The 16023-nt window shown below is 71.2% G+C and carries 11 protein-coding genes; 5 read left to right on the forward strand and 6 right to left on the reverse strand.

Going from position 1 to position 16023, the window contains the following annotated elements; all coding sequences use genetic code 11:
• Positions 1-14: 14 nt before the first annotated feature.
• The 4 genes from ACIA8X_RS10505 to ACIA8X_RS10520 all read right to left on the reverse strand — a co-directional run bounded on the left by ACIA8X_RS10505 (position 15) and on the right by ACIA8X_RS10520 (position 4463).
• The gene (locus ACIA8X_RS10505) at positions 15-1298 is read right to left on the reverse strand and encodes an aspartate aminotransferase family protein (protein ID WP_393445416.1); all 1284 of its coding nucleotides are present in this window, start codon (positions 1296-1298) and stop codon (positions 15-17) included.
• Entirely contained in the window at positions 1295-2137 is an 843-nt protein-coding gene (locus ACIA8X_RS10510) for a nitrilase-related carbon-nitrogen hydrolase (protein ID WP_393445418.1), read from the reverse strand. Before ACIA8X_RS10510 ends, ACIA8X_RS10505 begins: the two co-directional genes overlap by 4 nt.
• 238 nt (positions 2138-2375) lie before the next feature.
• Positions 2376-4070 (reverse strand): hypothetical protein, encoded by a 1695-nt coding sequence (locus tag ACIA8X_RS10515; RefSeq protein WP_399458184.1) that lies wholly within the window; start codon positions 4068-4070, stop codon positions 2376-2378.
• A gap of 132 nt (positions 4071-4202) precedes the next feature.
• Complete coding sequence (locus ACIA8X_RS10520; RefSeq protein WP_393445422.1) at positions 4203-4463, reverse strand: helix-turn-helix domain-containing protein; 261 nt, start codon at positions 4461-4463, stop codon at positions 4203-4205.
• Between the two features lie 32 nt (positions 4464-4495).
• Between ACIA8X_RS10520 and map the strand changes: the two genes are divergently transcribed.
• Both map and ACIA8X_RS10530 read left to right on the forward strand, forming a co-directional pair.
• Positions 4496-5263, forward strand: a complete 768-nt coding sequence (map, locus tag ACIA8X_RS10525; RefSeq protein ID WP_399458185.1) for a type I methionyl aminopeptidase — start codon at positions 4496-4498, stop codon at positions 5261-5263.
• A 944-nt stretch (positions 5264-6207) separates the two neighbouring features.
• Complete coding sequence (locus tag ACIA8X_RS10530; protein WP_399458186.1) at positions 6208-8763, forward strand: ATP-dependent Clp protease ATP-binding subunit; 2556 nt, start codon at positions 6208-6210, stop codon at positions 8761-8763.
• A 73-nt stretch (positions 8764-8836) separates the two neighbouring features.
• On the opposite strand, the gene ggt is transcribed toward ACIA8X_RS10530, so the two are convergent.
• Positions 8837-10636 carry a gamma-glutamyltransferase gene (ggt, locus tag ACIA8X_RS10535; RefSeq protein WP_399458187.1) on the reverse strand — a complete coding sequence of 600 codons (1800 nt, stop codon included), beginning with the start codon at positions 10634-10636 and terminating at the stop codon, positions 8837-8839.
• Positions 10637-10778: 142 nt separating this feature from the next.
• Between ggt and ACIA8X_RS10540 the strand changes: the two genes are divergently transcribed.
• Both ACIA8X_RS10540 and ACIA8X_RS10545 read left to right on the forward strand, forming a co-directional pair.
• On the forward strand, positions 10779-11537 hold the full coding sequence (locus tag ACIA8X_RS10540; protein ID WP_399458188.1) for a hypothetical protein: 759 nt from the start codon (positions 10779-10781) through the stop codon (positions 11535-11537).
• Positions 11538-11653: 116 nt separating this feature from the next.
• Positions 11654-13222 carry a CocE/NonD family hydrolase gene (locus ACIA8X_RS10545; protein WP_393445433.1) on the forward strand — a complete coding sequence of 523 codons (1569 nt, stop codon included), beginning with the start codon at positions 11654-11656 and terminating at the stop codon, positions 13220-13222.
• A 309-nt stretch (positions 13223-13531) separates the two neighbouring features.
• Here ACIA8X_RS10545 and ACIA8X_RS10550 read toward each other — a convergent pair whose 3' ends face one another.
• Complete coding sequence (locus ACIA8X_RS10550; RefSeq protein WP_093905695.1) at positions 13532-13939, reverse strand: DUF6278 family protein; 408 nt, start codon at positions 13937-13939, stop codon at positions 13532-13534.
• A gap of 255 nt (positions 13940-14194) precedes the next feature.
• On the opposite strand from ACIA8X_RS10550, the gene ACIA8X_RS10555 reads away from it, so the two are divergent.
• Positions 14195-15961 carry an SGNH/GDSL hydrolase family protein gene (locus tag ACIA8X_RS10555; protein ID WP_393445436.1) on the forward strand — a complete coding sequence of 589 codons (1767 nt, stop codon included), beginning with the start codon at positions 14195-14197 and terminating at the stop codon, positions 15959-15961.
• The last annotated feature ends 62 nt before the right edge of the window (positions 15962-16023 follow it).

A 16023-nucleotide genomic window follows, 5' to 3' on the forward strand; every position in this document is an offset into this window, starting at 1 on the left:
TCAGGTGGGTGCTGCTAGATGCTCCTCAGAGCGTTCTCGAGGATCGCGGCGCCCTCCTCGGCCTCCGCGACGGTGAGGGACAGGGGCGGGGCGATCCGCAGGGAGCTGGTGTTGTGGCCGCCGCCCTTGCCGAGGAGGAGCCCGCCCTCGCGGGCCGCCTCCAGCACGGCGGACGCGGCGGCCGGGTCGGCCTCGTCCGTGCCGGGCTTGGTGAGCTCGATGCCCAGCATCAGGCCCCGGCCGCGCACCTCCCGTACGTGCGGCACGTGCGCCGCGACGGCCCGCAGCCGCTCGACGAGCAGCCCGCCGACGCGTCGGGCGTTGCCCTGGAGGTCGTGTTCCAGCAGGTACGACAGGTTGGCGAGGCCGGCCGCCATGGTGACCTGGGTGCCGCCGAAGGTCGAGATGCTGTTGGAGTCGAGGCAGTTCATGATCTCGGCGCGGGCGACGACACCGCCGATGGAGCTGCCGTTGCCGATGCCCTTGGCGAAGGTCAGCATGTCCGGCGGACCGGACTGCCCGTGCGCCTGCCAGCCCCAGAAGTGGTCACCGGTGCGGCCCCACCCGGTCTGCACCTCGTCGGCGATCCACAGGATGCCGCGCTCGGCGAGGACGTCCCGGAAGGCGGCGTACAGCCCGTCCGGCCCTGAGGTGAAGCCGCCGACCCCCTGGATGGGCTCGGCGATGAGGGCCGCGGGCGGCCGGGTGTGCCCGAGGAGGTCCTTCAGGTCCTCGACACAGGCGGCGATGAAGGCCGCGTCGCTCAGCCCGGCGTACGGGCCACGCGTGCGCACGCCGCCGTGGACGTACAGCGTCTGCAGCGGCGACAGCGAGGTCGGCGACCAGCCGCGGTTGCCGGTGATGCCGACCGCGCTGAACGAACGGCCGTGGTAGCTGTTGCGCATCGCGAGGATCGTGTTGCTCTGCCGGTAGGTCGTCGCGAGCATCAGGGCCGTGTCGTTGGCCTCGGTGCCGGAGGTGGTGAAGAAGACGCGGGCGTCCGGGATGCCGCTCAACTGGGCGATGCGCTCGGCCAGTTCGACCATGGGCCGGTTGAGATACAGGGTCGAGGAGTGGATGATCCGCCCGGCCTGCTCGCTCACCGCCTTGGTGACCTCGGGCAGCGCGTGCGCGGTCATCGTCGTGAGGATACCTCCGAAGAAGTCGAGGTAGCGGTTGCCCGCCGCGTCCCAGACGTGGCGGCCCTCGCCGTGGGTGATCTCCAGCGGCTCCTCGTAGTAGAGGGCGAGCCAGTCCGGCATGACGGCGCGGTGTCGTCCCAGCAGGTCCTTGGTCACGGCTGTACCAGTCCTTCGTAGGCGTCGGGGCGGCGGTCGCGGTAGAAGGCCCACTGCTGCCGCACTTCTTCGATGAGGTCGAAGTCGAGGTCGCGTACGACGAGTTCCTCGCTCTTGTCACTGGCGACCTCCCCGACAACCTGCCCACGCGGGTTGACGAAGTAGCTCGTCCCGTAGAAGTCGTTGTCGCCGTACGGCTCCTGGCCGACGCGGTTGATCGCGGCGACGAAGTACTCGTTGGCGACGGCCGCCGCCGGCTGCTCCAGCTGCCAGAGGTAAGCGGACAGGCCACGCGACGTGGCCGACGGGTTGTACACCAACTGGGCGCCGTTGAGCCCGAGTTGACGCCAGCCCTCGGGGAAGTGGCGGTCGTAGCAGATGTAGACGCCGACCTTGCCGACGGCGGTCTCGAAGACCGGCCACCCCACATTGCCCGGCTTGAAGTAGTACTTCTCCCAGAAGCCCTTGACCTGCGGGATGTGGTGCTTGCGGTACTTGCCGAGGAAGGTGCCGTCGGCGTCGATCACGGCCGCGGTGTTGTAGTAGAAGCCCGACTGCTCGACCTCGAAGACCGGAACCACGATCACCATGCCGGTCTCGCGGGCGAGCTCCTGCATACGACGCACGGTCGGCCCGTCGGGGACCGGCTCGGCCCAGCGGTAGTGCTCCGGCTCCTGGACCTGACAGAAGTAGGGAGCGTTGAAGACCTCCTGGAAGCCGATGATCCTCGCGCCCTGCCGGGCCGCCTCCCGGGCGTGCTCCTCGTGTTTCGCCACCATGGACTCGGTGTCGCCCGTCCAGGTGGCCTGGACCAGGGCGGCGCGTACGACGTTGGCCATGAGCTGCTCCTTCGACGGGACGTCAGAGCCTCTACGCCCGTAGAAGGGGCGGTAGAGGCTTGAAAGTAAGCCCCTGGAACAGCCTTGCCAAGACCATCGTCGTTAACCCGCTGAGTCGATCACGTTTCACACTCCGGTGGGGGATGGGTGGGGCCGGTGGGAGGGGTGCGGCTGGTGGTGCGTGTCGGGTGCGGCTGGCGGTGTGTGTCGAGGTACGGCTGCTGGTACGGCTGGGTCGTCAGGCCGTGAAGCCCGCCACGCGCAGGGCGTGCACGAGATCCCAGTGCCGCTCGTCCGAGACGCCCTGAGCGGCCGCCAGCAGGAGCGGCACGAGCGTCCGCGGCTCCGGTGCGACGCTGCGGGCGGCTTCCTCCGGGGTGCGGACGCGGACGTAGGCGTCCAGCAGTGCACGGACCTCGCGGCGCCGTCCCTCGCCGACCAGCGCCACCACGGCCTGCCCGATCTCGTGCGCGGGCCGCGCCACGCCCTGCCGCAGGATCTGCTCCCCGTCGCCGGCCCGCCCGGCCGCGGTCAGCGCATCGGCGGCGGCGACGAGCCGCTCGGCGGACAGCGAGGCGGTCTCCCACAGCAGGGTCGCCCAGTCGGCGCCGAGCCCGGCGCGCTCCATCTCGGCCGCGAGCGCCGGAAGGCGGACGGCGGGCCAGTACGCGGCCTCCACCAGCAGCACGTGCGCCTCGCCGCTACGACCCTCGGCGCGCAGCCGCACGATCGTCTCGACGGTCCGGGAGACCTCCCGCCGGTCCGCCCCGTCCATGGGTTCGGCCTGCGTCGGCTCCGAGCTCGTGGACACCTCGTCGGCGGCCCCGGCGAAACGGGCACCGCGCGGAGTGCGGCGTGTGGTGCCGGTCTGGGCGGGGAGGGTGGGGAGGACGGGTTCGGCGGTGGGCGGTACGACGACGGGGGTGGCCTCCTCCTCGACCATCCCGGCGAAGCGGGCACTGCCTCGGCGGCGTTTGCGCTGCTTGGGGGTGGGGGCGGGGTCGGACTCGGGGGCCGGGGTGACCGACCGGGCCTCGGGGTGGTCGCCGACCTGGGCGGTTCGGTCGGCGGCGTCCAGGGGGTGCCCGGCGGGGCGGCTCCCGTCGGTGCCGGCGCTGTGCGGGTCGCGCGGATGCGGCCCGCTCGGGAATCCGCTGCCGTAGGAACCGCCCGTACTCTGCTGGGTACCGGCCACTCCGGGCCTGTCACCTCGGGCCGGGTGGCCCCTGAACGCAGCGCCCCCGAGCTGGTCGCCCCCGAACCGGGAGTCCTCGAACCGGGAGTCCTCGAACCGGGAGTCCTCGAACCGGGAGTCCTCGAACCGGGAGTCCTCGAACCGGGAGTCCTCGAACCGGTCGTCTATACGGAACACCGACCCCTCCCCCGCCCGGTCCCGCCGTATCGCCTCGGCCCGCCCACTGGCCGCCCTGCGTTCCAAGTCGGCCATCCGGGAGCGGAGTTCGGCGCACCGGGCAGTGGCGCGCTCGTGGTCGTCGCGGGCCCAGGCGAGGTCGAGGCGGACGGTGTCGGCCTCCTCCCGACTGGTGGCGGAGGCGAGCAACCGGCCCAGTTCCGCCTGCCGTTCGGCGGCGTACCGCTGTTCGCGGAGCATGACGTCGAGGCGGTCACCGAGGGCGTCACGGCCGCCGGGCCGGGCGTCGTACGCGGCGAGGGCGGCGGCGTGCAGGGCGCGGGCGCGTTCCGTCTCGGGGCCGGCGCCGCCGGGACCGTACTGGGCGGCGAGGTCGTGCAGGAGTGACTCCACCACGTCCCAGGGCGGAACCTCGCGTCCGTCGAGGCAGGCCTGCATGCCCTCCGGGTCACGCTGCCAGAAGACCCCGCACCAGCCGCCGCCCTGATCCAGGCGCGCCAGAAGACCGTCCAGGTAGTCCACGAACTCCCGTACCCGGGCCGGGAGTTGTTCCACTGACATCGCCCAACTCCCGCCAGACCGGAGTACTCCGGTCCGTTAGGCAACACCAGCCATGTTACGAACGCGCTACGGGAAGTTTGCGGACTGGACGCAGAGTACGCCGGAGCTGTCGGAACGTGACGTGCGAACCGGTCAGGCGGCGACCTCGACGACCGGTGTGCAGCGCCCGGCCAGCTCGTCCATGGACAGACCGAGGGCCTGCGCCAGCGCGGCCACGGTGAAGAAGGCCGGAGTCGGGGCGCGCCCCGTCTCGATCTTGCGCAGCGTCTCGGCGGAGATGCCGGCGTTCGCCGCGACCTCCGTCATGCTGCGGCCGCCGCGGGCCTCACGGAGGAACCGGCCGAGCCGCTCGCCGCGTTCGCGTTCTTCGGGGGTGAGAGGGGTGCGCACCATGCCGTCATTCTAATACCGGTATAGTAATTGGCATGGTGGAGCTGAAGACGGATACGTCGATCGATGCGATGTACGCGGCCGGACAGGTCGTCGGCCAGGCCCTCACGGCCGTACGCAAGGCCGCTGACGTGGGGGTTTCCCTGCTGGAGCTGGACGAGGTGGCGCGCGAGGTGCTGCGCGGCGCGGGGGCGACGTCGCCCTTCCTCGGCTACCGCCCCTCCTTCGCCCCCACCCCCTTCCCCGCCGTCATCTGCGCATCGGTGAACGACGCGATCGTGCACGGCATCCCGACCGGCTACCGCCTGCGCGACGGCGACCTGGTGTCCATCGACTGCGGTGCCCAACTGGGCGGCTGGGCGGGCGACTCGGCGATCAGCTTCACGGTCGGCAGGCCGCGCCCCGCCGACGTACGGCTGATCGAGACGGCGGAGCGGGCGCTGGCGGCGGGCATCGAGGCGGCCGTGGTCGGCAACCGCATCGGCGACATCGCGCATGCGATCGGCTCGGTGTGCCGCACGGCCGGGTACGGCATCCCGGACGGCTTCGGCGGGCACGGCATCGGCCGCAAGATGCACGAGGACCCGGGGGTGCCGAACGAGGGCCGCCCGGGCCGGGGCCTGCCCCTGCGGCACGGCATGGTCCTCGCCATCGAGCCGATGCTCATCGCAAGCGGCGAGGACGGCTACCACGCGTCCCCGGACGGCTGGACCCTGTGCACGAACGACGGCTCCCGCGCGGCCCACGTGGAGCACACCGTGGCGATCACGGAGGCGGGGCCGCGGATTCTGACGGCTCGCTGAGGGGGCGCGCGGCGTTTGACGGGGATCCGGGCCCGGCGATCCAGGTGATGCCCAGGGCCTGGCGGGGAGCTGGGCTGCGCGGTCGCCGTCGCGCGGGCCCTGAGGGGGAGCCGGGTGGCAAGGCCGCCATCACCCAGGCGCTCGCCGGAAGCCGGGCAGCAAGGTCGCCGTCCAGCCCCGGGGGGAGCCGGGCGACAGGACCGCCACCGCCCAAGCCTCACCTCGCCCCAGGCGACAAGGCCGCCATCACCCAATCCCCCACCGGAAGCCGAGCGCCGAGGTCACCGTCACCGGGCGCGCCAGTGGGAGAACTGGGCGGCAAAGTCGCCATCGCCCAGCCCCTCACCGCAATCCGAGCAGCAAGGTCGCCGTCCAGCCCCCGGGGGGCCGGCGACAGGACCGCCACCGCCCAATCCCTCGCCCGAAACTGAGCGGCGAGGTCGCCATCCGCTCGAAGGGCGTGCCGCGCCCCATTAGCCCTGCTGGGCGGACAGCTCCCCGGCCCGCCACCACCTCACCGCCGGACGCGAGGTCGTCCCGGCCTGCCGCTTCCCCGCCACCGCACGCGGCCGGCCCGGCTCACCACTCTCCCCGCCACCACACTCTCCCGACCCGACCCGCCACTCCCCACCACCACACGAGACCAGCCCGCACGGACCGGCGTCCGCAGACACGCGGCGCGCTCGGCGACCTCGGCGACCTCGACGGGCCCAGCGGGCCCGGCGGGCCCGGCGGCGTCAGGCCTGCTCGTCGGCGGCTGATCGAGCGCGGGCCCGACGGGCCCTCCCCCACGTTCCCTGAAGGTGCCCCCGCCCACCGTTCGTGCGAAGGTGTTCTACGAACGCGAGGCCAGGTGTAACCGGCATTCGCTCGGGTTACCCGACTCCGGCACGCCGATCAGCGAGGGCGACCCTGCCCGCGCAGGGACGCCGGATGGGAACGCCATGACCAGCGGCTTCAATGGTGGTCCGGAGGACTACGACCCCTTCGGAGAATTCCTCGCCCGCTTCTTCGGCGGACCGCGCCCCGGCCCCCGCCAGATCGATATCGGCCGCCTGCTCAGCCAGCCGGCCCGGGAACTGGTGCGGGGCGCCGCCCAGTACGCCGCCGAGCACGGCAGCCGTGACCTGGACACCCAGCACCTGCTGCGCGCCGCGCTGTCCGCCGAGCCGACCCGGAGCCTGCTCACCCGGGCCGGCGCGGATCCCGACTCGCTGGCGACGGAGATCGACGAGCGCTCGGGCCCGGTCCAGCACCCGCCGGGCGAGGCCCCGCCGCCGACGTCGCTCTCCCTCACCCCGGCCGCCAAACGCGCCCTGCTGGACGCGCACGACCTGGCCCGCGCACGGGGCGCCGGCTACATCGGCCCGGAGCATGTGCTCAGCGCCCTCGCCGCGAACCCCGACTCGGCCGCCGGGCACATCCTGAACGCGGCCCGCTTCGCCCCGTCCGGCATGCCGCCCGAGGCTCCGGACGCCGCCCCTCAGCGGCCGGGTACCGACCAGCGGCCCCGCGTCGACACCGGCACGCCCACGCTCGACAAGTACGGCCGCGATCTCACCGACCTCGCCCGCCGGGGCCGTATCGACCCGGTGATCGGACGGGACGAGGAGATCGAGCAGACCATCGAGGTGCTCTCCCGGCGCGGCAAGAACAACCCGGTGCTGATCGGCGACGCGGGCGTGGGCAAGACCGCGATCGTGGAGGGCCTGGCCCAGCGGATCGCCGAGAGCGACGTGCCCGATGTGCTCAGCGGCCGCCGGGTGATCGCGCTGGACCTGACCGGCGTGGTCGCGGGCACCCGCTACCGGGGCGACTTCGAGGAGCGGCTCAACAACATCGTGGGCGAGATCCGCTCGCACTCCGACCAACTGATCGTCTTCATCGACGAGTTGCACACCGTCGTGGGCGCCGGAGGCGGCGGCGAGGGCGGCTCCATGGACGCCGGGAACATCCTCAAGCCGGCCCTCGCGCGCGGCGAACTGCACGTCGTGGGCGCGACCACGCTGGAGGAGTACCGCAGGATCGAGAAGGACGCGGCGCTCTCCCGCCGCTTCCAGCCCATCCTCGTTCCCGAACCGACCACCGCCGACGCGATCGAGATCCTGCGCGGCCTGCGCGACCGCTACGAGGCCCACCACCAGGTCCGCTACACCGACGAGGCGCTCGTCGCCGCCGTCGGACTCTCCGACCGCTATCTCACCGACCGCCGCCTGCCGGACAAGGCGATCGATTTGATCGACCAGGCCGGCGCCCGGGTACGGCTGCGCACGCGGACCAAGGGCACGGACGTACGGACCATGGAGCGCGAGGTCGAGCAGCTGACCCGGGACAAGGACCAGGCGGTCGCCGACGAACAGTACGAGCAGGCGACTCAACTGCGCGACCGTATCGTCGAGTTGAAGCAGCGCATCACGGACGCGTCCGGGGACGAAGAGGTCGACGAGGGCCTGAATCTGGAGGTCACCGCCGAGGCCATCGCCGAGGTCGTGTCCCGGCAGACCGGCATCCCGGTGAGCAGCCTCACCGAGGAGGAGAAGGACCGGCTGCTCGGTCTGGAGGAGCATCTGCACGAGCGGGTCGTCGGCCAGGAGGAGGCCGTGCGCGTGGTCTCCGACGCGGTACTGCGCTCCCGGGCCGGACTCGCCAGCCCCGACCGGCCGATCGGCAGCTTCTTCTTCCTCGGCCCGACCGGCGTCGGCAAGACCGAGCTGGCCCGGGCGCTCGCCGAGGCGCTGTTCGGCAGCGAGGAGCGCATGGTCCGCCTCGACATGAGCGAGTACCAGGAACGGCACACCGTCAGCCGCCTGGTCGGCGCCCCGCCCGGCTATGTCGGGCACGAGGAGGCCGGCCAGCTCACCGAGGTCGTCCGCCGGCACCCGTACTCGCTGCTCCTGCTCGACGAGGTCGAGAAGGCCCACCCGGACGTCTTCAACATCCTGCTCCAGGTCCTGGACGACGGCCGGCTGACCGACTCCCAGGGCCGGACCGTCGACTTCACCAACACGGTCATCGTGATGACCAGCAACCTGGGCTCCGACGCGATCAGCCGGGGCGGCTCCGGGATCGGATTCGGCGCGGGTGACGTGGAGGCCGACGAGGAGGCGCGGCGCGAGCGGATCCTGAGGCCGCTGCGCGAGCACTTCAGGCCCGAGTTCCTCAACCGCATCGATGAGATCGTGGTCTTCCGCCAGTTGACGCCCGACCAGTTGGAGCGGATCACCAACCTGCTCCTCGACAAGACCCGCCGTCTGCTGCACGCCCAAGGCGTCTCGGTGGACTTCACGGGCGCCGCCGTCGACTGGCTCTCCGAGCGCGGCTACCAGCCCGAGTACGGCGCCCGCCCGCTGCGCCGCACCATCCAGAAGGAGGTCGACAACCAGCTCTCCCGGCTCCTCCTGGACGGCCGGATCAGCGAGGGCGGCCGGGTGACGGTGGACGTGCAGGACGGGCGGCTCGCCTTCCGCACGGAAGACCTGCCGCCCGCCCCAGAGCTGTGAGACGCCGGGTGCGTTGAGTCGCTACGACGCGGGATGCTGGTGAGTCGCTACGAGGCGAAGTGCCGGTGAGTCGCTACGACGCCGGCCGCACCACCATCGCCGAGCCGCCGCCCCGCCGTACCGTCTCGGCGGCGGCCAGCCACTTGCCGCCCGGCAGCCGCTGCACGCCGGTTGCCGCGCCGATCTCGGGGTTGAGCTTGAAGGAATGCCCGACGGCCTCCAGCTCGGCCTTCAACTCACTGTTGTAGAGCCCGGGTTCCAGCTCGGTCTGCGCCGCGTTGCGCTGGCTGGCGCGCGGCGCGGCGATCGCGTCGACCAGCGGCAGGCCGCGGTCCAGGAACCCGGTCAGCGTCTGCAGCACGGTGGTGATGATGGTCGCGCCACCGGGCGAACCGAGCGCCACGACCGGCTTGTTGTGCTGGTCGAGGACGATCGTCGGGGACATCGAGGAGCGCGGCCGCTTGCCCGGGCCCGCCAGGTTCGGGTCGTGGACGGCGGGGCTGGCCGGGGTGAAGGAGAAGTCCGTCAGCTCGTTGTTGAGGATGAAGCCACGGCCCGGGACCGTGATGGCGCTGCCGCCGGTCTGCTCGATGGTCAGCGTGTACGAGACGACGTTGCCCCACTTGTCGGCCACCGTGAGGTGGGTCGTGCTGTCGCCCTCGTAGGTGGTCGGGGCGGCCGTGCCGCTCGCGTCACAGGACGTCGGATCGCGCGGGTCACCCGGCGCGACCGGGCTCGTCAGCACCGCGTCGTCCTTGATCAGGCACTCCCGCGAGTCGGCGTACCGCTGCGACAACAGCTCCTTCGTCGGTACGTCCTCGAAGGCGGGGTCGCCGACCCAGCGCCCGCGATCGGCGAAGGCGATGCGGCTGGCCTCGATGTAGCGGTGCAGGTACTGGGCCTGGCTCGCCTTCGAAAGGTCCGTGTTCTCCAGGATGTTGAGGGCCTCACCGACCGTCGTGCCGCCGGAGGAGGTGGGCGCCATGGAGTAGACGCCGAGTCCGTGGTACGAGGTCCGGGTGGGCGCCTGGGACCTGGCGCGGTAGGTGGCCAGGTCCTTGGCGGAGAGGTCGCCGGGGCGGGCCTTCCAGCCGGAACTCGGGTCCACGGGCGGGTGGTTGACCGTGTCGACGATGTCGTCGGCGAGGTCGCCCCGGTACAGCGCGCCCACGCCCTTGCCCGCCAACTCCGCGTAGGTGCGGGCGAGATCGGGGTTCTTGAAGGTGGAGCCGACGACGGGGAGCGCCCCGTTCGGCAGGAACAGCTTCGCGGTGTCCGGGAAGTAGCGGAACCGGGTCTCGTTGGAGGCGGTCTGCGCGCGGAAGGTGTTGTCGACGACGAAGCCGTCCCGGGCGAGCCGCTCGGCGGGCTTCAGCAAGGTGCCGAGCCCCTTGCTCCCCCACTTGTCCAGTGCCTGCTGCCAGGTGGCGGGCGTGCCCGGGGTCCCGACGCTCAGGCCGCTGGTGACGGCCTCGGCGAAGGGGATCGCCGTGCCGTTCTCCACGAACAGGCCGGAGTCGGCGGTCAGCGGCGCGGTCTCACGGCCGTCGATGGTCCGCACCGTGCGGGACTTGGCGTCGTAGTAGACGAAGTAGCCACCTCCGCCGATGCCGGCCGAGTAGGGCTCGGTGACGCCGAGCGCGGCGGCCGTGGCCACGGCGGCGTCGACGGCGTTGCCGCCCTTGCGCAGCACCTCGATACCGGCGGCGGAGGCGTCCGCGTCGACGCTGGACACGGCGCCGCCGTAGCCGACGGCCACCGGTGCCTTCTCAACGGGGTCGGCACCGGCGGCGGGCGGCGCCGCCGCCCCCACCGAGACCATGGCGGCCGAGACCGCCAGGACCGACAGCTTCCGCGCGACAGGGCGACGCATCCACACCTCCAGTCAGGACCGTCCGCGCAGCGTAACCGCATTGCGGGGGACCCGACAGACCCTCTCCGAGACCCGTAACGCGAACGCCACACGTCGAACACCGGTACGTACCGGCCACATGGGCCCGCTAGCATGCGCGCCCATGAATGACGACGTGCGCAACATCGTCCTGGGCGTGGTCGCGGCCGGTATCAGTGCCGCGCTCGGCTGGCTTGCCCGCACCTACTTGTGGAAGCGCAAGCTCCGCCGCAAGCAGGCGTTCTTCGGGCTGCCCGCCAACGCGGAGTCCTTGCTGGTGGTCAACCGCGGGGCCGGCGGACCCGAGCTGACGGTGATGCGGTACGACGTGTTCGCCCTGCTCGAACTCGCCGCCCTGATCAAGGACTGCAACGCCCACGCCCAGATCGTCCCGCACGACACGGCACGCCAGGGCTTCGGCGAACGTACCGAGTTCTGCGTCGGCGGCCCTGCCTCGAACCGCCGTATGACGGCGCACCTGGCCTCGCTGCTGCCCGGGGTGCGGGTGAACGTCGATGCCGAACCCGGCCCGGACCGGGGCGCCTTCCAGGTCGGCTCCGAGCGCTACCGGGTGGAGGTCGGCAAGGAGGAGTACGCGCTGCTCGCCCGGCTCACCGTCGGGCAGAGCCAGGAGACCCGCCCCGTCTTCCTCTTCTGCGGGCAGACCGCGATCACCAACCAGGCCTCGACCCGCTACCTCGCCCGCAACCACGAGCGGTTGTCCCGCAAGCACGGCAACAGCTCCTTCGTCCTGCTGCTGAAGGTGGTCAACTCGCAGGCGTACGGCCCGGATGTGGTGGAGCTGGTCGCGGATGTGACACGGGCGGCGCAGACGGCGCTGCCGACACCGGAGACTCCCCGCAATACCCACCGAGCCTCCTGAGGTTCATCACATTCCGGTAATCGTTACTGCCACGTAACTTACCGGCGGGTTACTTGCGGTAAGAGGTCGAGGTTACCGTTCGGTCACTTTGCACTGACACGAGTGAGGAGTGACCCGTGGGAACCCATCGCAAGACCCTGCGTACGACCGCCGTGGGCGCCGTCTCCGCGACTCTGATCGCAGGCAGCGCCCTCGGATTCGCCCCCGCCGCCCAAGCGGCCCCGAACGACGTCCGCTTCGTCGACATCACCGGCGACGGCGGCACCACCCTCAAGGCGAACGTCATCACACCGGCCGGCGCCGACGGCACGCGCCGCTACCCGCTGCTCGTGCTGCCCACGAGCTGGGGCCTGCCCCAGATCGAGTACTTCGCGCAGGCGCAGAAGCTCGCGAACTCGGGCTATGTCGTGGTCAGTTACAACGTGCGCGGTTTCTGGCAGTCGGGCGGCGAGATAGAAGTGGCGGGCCCGCCCGACATAGCCGATGCGTCCAAGGTCATCGACTGGGCACTCGCCAACACCCCGGCCGACGCGCGGCACATCGGCATGGTGGGCGTCTCCTACGGCGCCGGGATCAGCCTGCTGACCGCCGCGCACGACAAGCGCGTCAGGGCGGTCGCCGCCCTCAGCGGCTGGGCCGACCTCATCGGCTCGATCTACTCCGGCCGCACCCAGCACGTCCAGGCGGCCGGACTGCTGGACGGCGCGAGCCTGGTCACCGGCCGCCAGAGCGCCGAAGTCCGGCAGATCTTCAACGACTTCTACGCCTCCAACCTGTCCAAGGAACAGGACATGATCAACTGGGGGAAGAAACGTTCGGTCGCAACATACGTGGACCAACTGAACAAGAACGGCGCCGCGGTCATGATGGCCAACGCCTGGGGCGACACGATCTTCCCGCCCAACCAGTACGCGGACTTCTACGAGAAGCTGACCGGCCCGAAGCGGCTGGAGTTCCGGCCAGGCGATCACGCCACCGCCGAGATGACCGGACTGTTCGGCCTGCCCAACGACGTGTGGACGGACACCGAGCGCTGGTTCGACCACTACCTCAAGGGCGAGGCCAACGGCATCAACCGCGAACTGCCCGTGCGGCTCAAGTCCCGCTCCACGGGCGGCTACGAGGGCTACCCGGACTGGAAGTCGGTCGGCGCGACCAACAGGAAGATCGCCCTCGGCGGTACGACCACCATCCGCACGAACGTCAACTCGGGCGCGGACGGCGGGGTCGTCTTCCTGTCCAGCATCCTCGACCAGGTGGCCCAGCTGCCCCCGGTGGCCTCGATCCCGCTGATCCCCCGGCTCTGGGCGGGCGTATGGCAGTCGGAGAAGTACGCCACGGCCCAACACGTGCGCGGCACGGCCAAGTTGCACACGACCGTCACCCCGACCAAGGAGAGCGGCACCCTCGTCGCCTACCTCTACGACGTGGGTCCGCTCGGCCTCGGCAAGCTGGTCAGCAACGCGCCGTACACCTTCCACGGACGTACACCCGGAAAGCCGTTCGGCGTAGACCTGGAGCTGTACTCCACGGCCTACGACGTCCCGGCGGGGCATCGGCTCGCCCTGGTCGTCGACACCGTCGACCCGCTCTACATCGAGCACAACCCGTCCGGCGCGCGGCTGACCTTCTCCTCGCCGGCGAACGACCCGTCATACGTGTCGATTCCACTGCGCGAACAGTGATCTCCGGCCGGCGCCGGACGGGTATGGCTCTATGACTGCTGCCCCCTGCTGCCCCTGCGCCCAGGGGCCGTGGGGGGATCCCCACCCGGCAGCAGCGTCCCTGGTCGCGGCCGGGGCGACCGCCACGGCCTTGGGGACGGACGGAACATCGTAGTCGAGGTCGGACACGGCAAGGATTTCGGCGTAGTGATGGCCGCAAACTATCCAGACAAGGGCAGACTTAGTGCATGACACGCACTTTTCGGACATAAGCCGTATTTATGCGGCTCTTATGCCAATCCGCCCCTGAGGTGCTCGCCTTTCAGGACCTCACGCCTCCGCGACCTCCGCGTACAACTGCGACAGCTCCGGCACCCCGTTCGCGGCCCACTCCTGCCCCGAGGTCACGACATCGAACTCACGGCCGGAGGCGAGCCGGACGACCGGCTGACCGTCCGGCCAGATCTCCCAGGCGGCCCCGGGAACGGTGCGCACGATGACGGTGCCGAGATACAGCCCGGCGTCGTTGCCCAGCCAGGGCAGGACCTCCTCGTCATCCCTCCAGCGCGGCACCATCTGATCCAGCGCCTCCAACGAGGCCGCGGTGTCGTCGAGTTGGATCCCCGCCCGGGACGCGTGGGAACGCAGGAGTTCGCACTCGGAGAGCAGTTCGGCGATGCCCTCGGGATCGAGGGCCCCGCGCTTCTCGGGCCGGTGGCCCAAAAAAGGGATCTTCATACGCCAAGCGTGTCATTCGCACTGCCGAACGCACCACAGGCGCGCGGGCCGTCGATTCCGGTCGAGTTCACGCCGACTTCGGGCATGGCTCGTTGACGGGTCACGGGTGCCTCTCTACTTTCTCGGTGCGTCTTGCGTCTCGTCTGAACGGCTCGTTCGAACGTCCCGACTGAATGTCCCACCTGAAGTCTCACCCGAACTTGTCATGCGCAGTCATACGCCGTCCTGAACGGTCGTGAACGGGAGGAGTCGGAGTTGCGCCGATGTGTGTGGGGTTCCACGGTCGTCATCGCTCTCTTCGCGGCCCTGGTGCCGGGGGTCTCCGCACAGGCGGCCACCGAGCGCAGAGCCACGCCGCTCCCGCTGGAGCGGCTCTTCGACAACGTGGCCGTGAGTGACGACTCCCGGCCCGCCGAGGCCAACTTCGACGGGGCGGGCGCCTCCCTGTCGGCGCAGGACCTCGCGGCGGCGGGCTGGACGTCGGGCCGCGCGCTCACCGTGCAGGGCGCCCGGCTGACCTGGCCGAAGCGGCAGCCGGGCAAGCCGGACAACGTCCGGGCCGGCGGCCAGGACGTGCGGGTGCGCGGCCGTGGTGACGCGCTCGCGTTCCTCGTGGCGGGCACGGACGGCACCGACACCGGCGGAACGGGCACGGTCCAGTACGTCGACGGCACCCGGTCCGCCTACCGCCTGACCGCCCCCGACTGGCGCACCGGCCCGCTCGCCACCAAGGCGGTCGCCCTGCCGCACATCAACACGCCCGCCGGTCAACTCACCGAGCGGGCACGGCTGTACGTCATGACCGTGCCGCTCGTGGTGGGGCGCGAGGTCGCCTCGGTACGGCTGCCGCACGCGATCGGACTTCATGTGTTCGCGGTCTCGGTACGGGCCCCCGCTCCGGGCTGGACGGGGAGTTGGACGGCAGCGACGGGCGGCTATCCGACCGTGGGGCCGTGGACCGACCGGACGTTGCGGCTGGTGGTGCACACCTCGGCGGGCGGGCCGCGGGTACGGCTGCGGTTCGACAACACCTTCGCGGCGGCGCCGGTGCGGATCGGAAGCGCCACGGTGGCGGTGCAGCAGACGGGCGCGGCTGCGCGGGGCACACCGGTCGCGGTGACCTTCGGGGGCGCGGCGGGCGTCCAGATCCCGGCGGGGGCGCAGGCGTACAGCGATCCGCTCGCCTTCAAGGTGCCCGCGGACACCAATCTGCTGGTCAGCTTCCATCTGCCGGGGACCGTGCCGGCGGCACCCGTGCACCGGCTCGCACAGCAGCGGTCGTATGTGAGCGGGCCGGGCGACCATACGGCGGACGGCTCGGCGGCACAGTACGGCACCGTCCTGACCAGCTGGCCGCTGCTGACCGGCGTCGATGTGGGCGGTGGTCCCGGGTCCGTGGTGCTGCTGGGGGACTCGATCACCGACGGCGACAAGTCCACGACGGACGCCAACCGGCGGTGGCCCAATGTGCTCGCCACACGGCTGCTGAACCAGAGTGTGGTCCCGCACTATGGGGTGCTCAACCAGGGGATTTCCGGCAACCGTGTGGTCAGCGACCGCTATCCCGGTGACGGGGTGTCGACGGACACGGCCGGAGTGAGCGCCCTGTACCGGTTCGATCGGGATGTCGTGGCGCAGACGTCGGCGCGTACCGCCGTGGTGTTCGAGGGCATCAACGATGTGCGGTGGCAGACCACTGCCGAGCAAGTCATCGCGGGGCTGCGGGAGATCGCCGACCGGGGGCACGCACGCGGGCTGCGGATGTTGGTGGCGACGATCCTGCCGTGCGAGGGGGAAGCGCGGTGCACGGCGTTGGTCGATGCGGAGCGGGTCAAGGTGAACGAGTGGATCCGCTCCGGCGCCGGGTTCGACGGTGTGGTCGACTTCGACGCGGTGGTACGGGATCCGGCGCGGCCCTCCCGGATGCTTCCCGCGTACGACAGCGGGGACCATCTGCATCCGGGCGACGCCGGGCTCGCTGCGCTGGCCGACTCGGTGGATCTGCGGGCGTTGGTGCCGTGACGTTGGCCGACGTCGTGGTGGCCGTCCGGGGGCTCCGCCCCCGGACCCCCGTATCGGCCTGA

This window comes from Streptomyces sp. NPDC051738, from assembly GCF_044453205.1.
Taxonomy (GTDB): domain Bacteria; phylum Actinomycetota; class Actinomycetes; order Streptomycetales; family Streptomycetaceae; genus Streptomyces.

What these genes read in the sequence shown, in the direction of transcription:
- ACIA8X_RS10510 (WP_393445418.1), bottom strand. Translation starts at nt 2,137, where the DNA reads ATGGCCAACGTCGTACGCGCCGCCCTGGTCCAGGCCACCTGGACGGGC.
- ACIA8X_RS10515 (WP_399458184.1), bottom strand. Translation starts at nt 4,070, where the DNA reads ATGTCAGTGGAACAACTCCCGGCCCGGGTACGGGAGTTCGTGGACTAC.
- ACIA8X_RS10520 (WP_393445422.1), bottom strand. Translation starts at nt 4,463, where the DNA reads ATGGTGCGCACCCCTCTCACCCCCGAAGAACGCGAACGCGGCGAGCGG.
- map (WP_399458185.1), top strand. Translation starts at nt 4,496, where the DNA reads ATGGTGGAGCTGAAGACGGATACGTCGATCGATGCGATGTACGCGGCC.
- ACIA8X_RS10530 (WP_399458186.1), top strand. Translation starts at nt 6,208, where the DNA reads ATGACCAGCGGCTTCAATGGTGGTCCGGAGGACTACGACCCCTTCGGA.
- ggt (WP_399458187.1), bottom strand. Translation starts at nt 10,636, where the DNA reads ATGCGTCGCCCTGTCGCGCGGAAGCTGTCGGTCCTGGCGGTCTCGGCC.
- ACIA8X_RS10540 (WP_399458188.1), top strand. Translation starts at nt 10,779, where the DNA reads ATGAATGACGACGTGCGCAACATCGTCCTGGGCGTGGTCGCGGCCGGT.
- ACIA8X_RS10550 (WP_093905695.1), bottom strand. Translation starts at nt 13,939, where the DNA reads ATGAAGATCCCTTTTTTGGGCCACCGGCCCGAGAAGCGCGGGGCCCTC.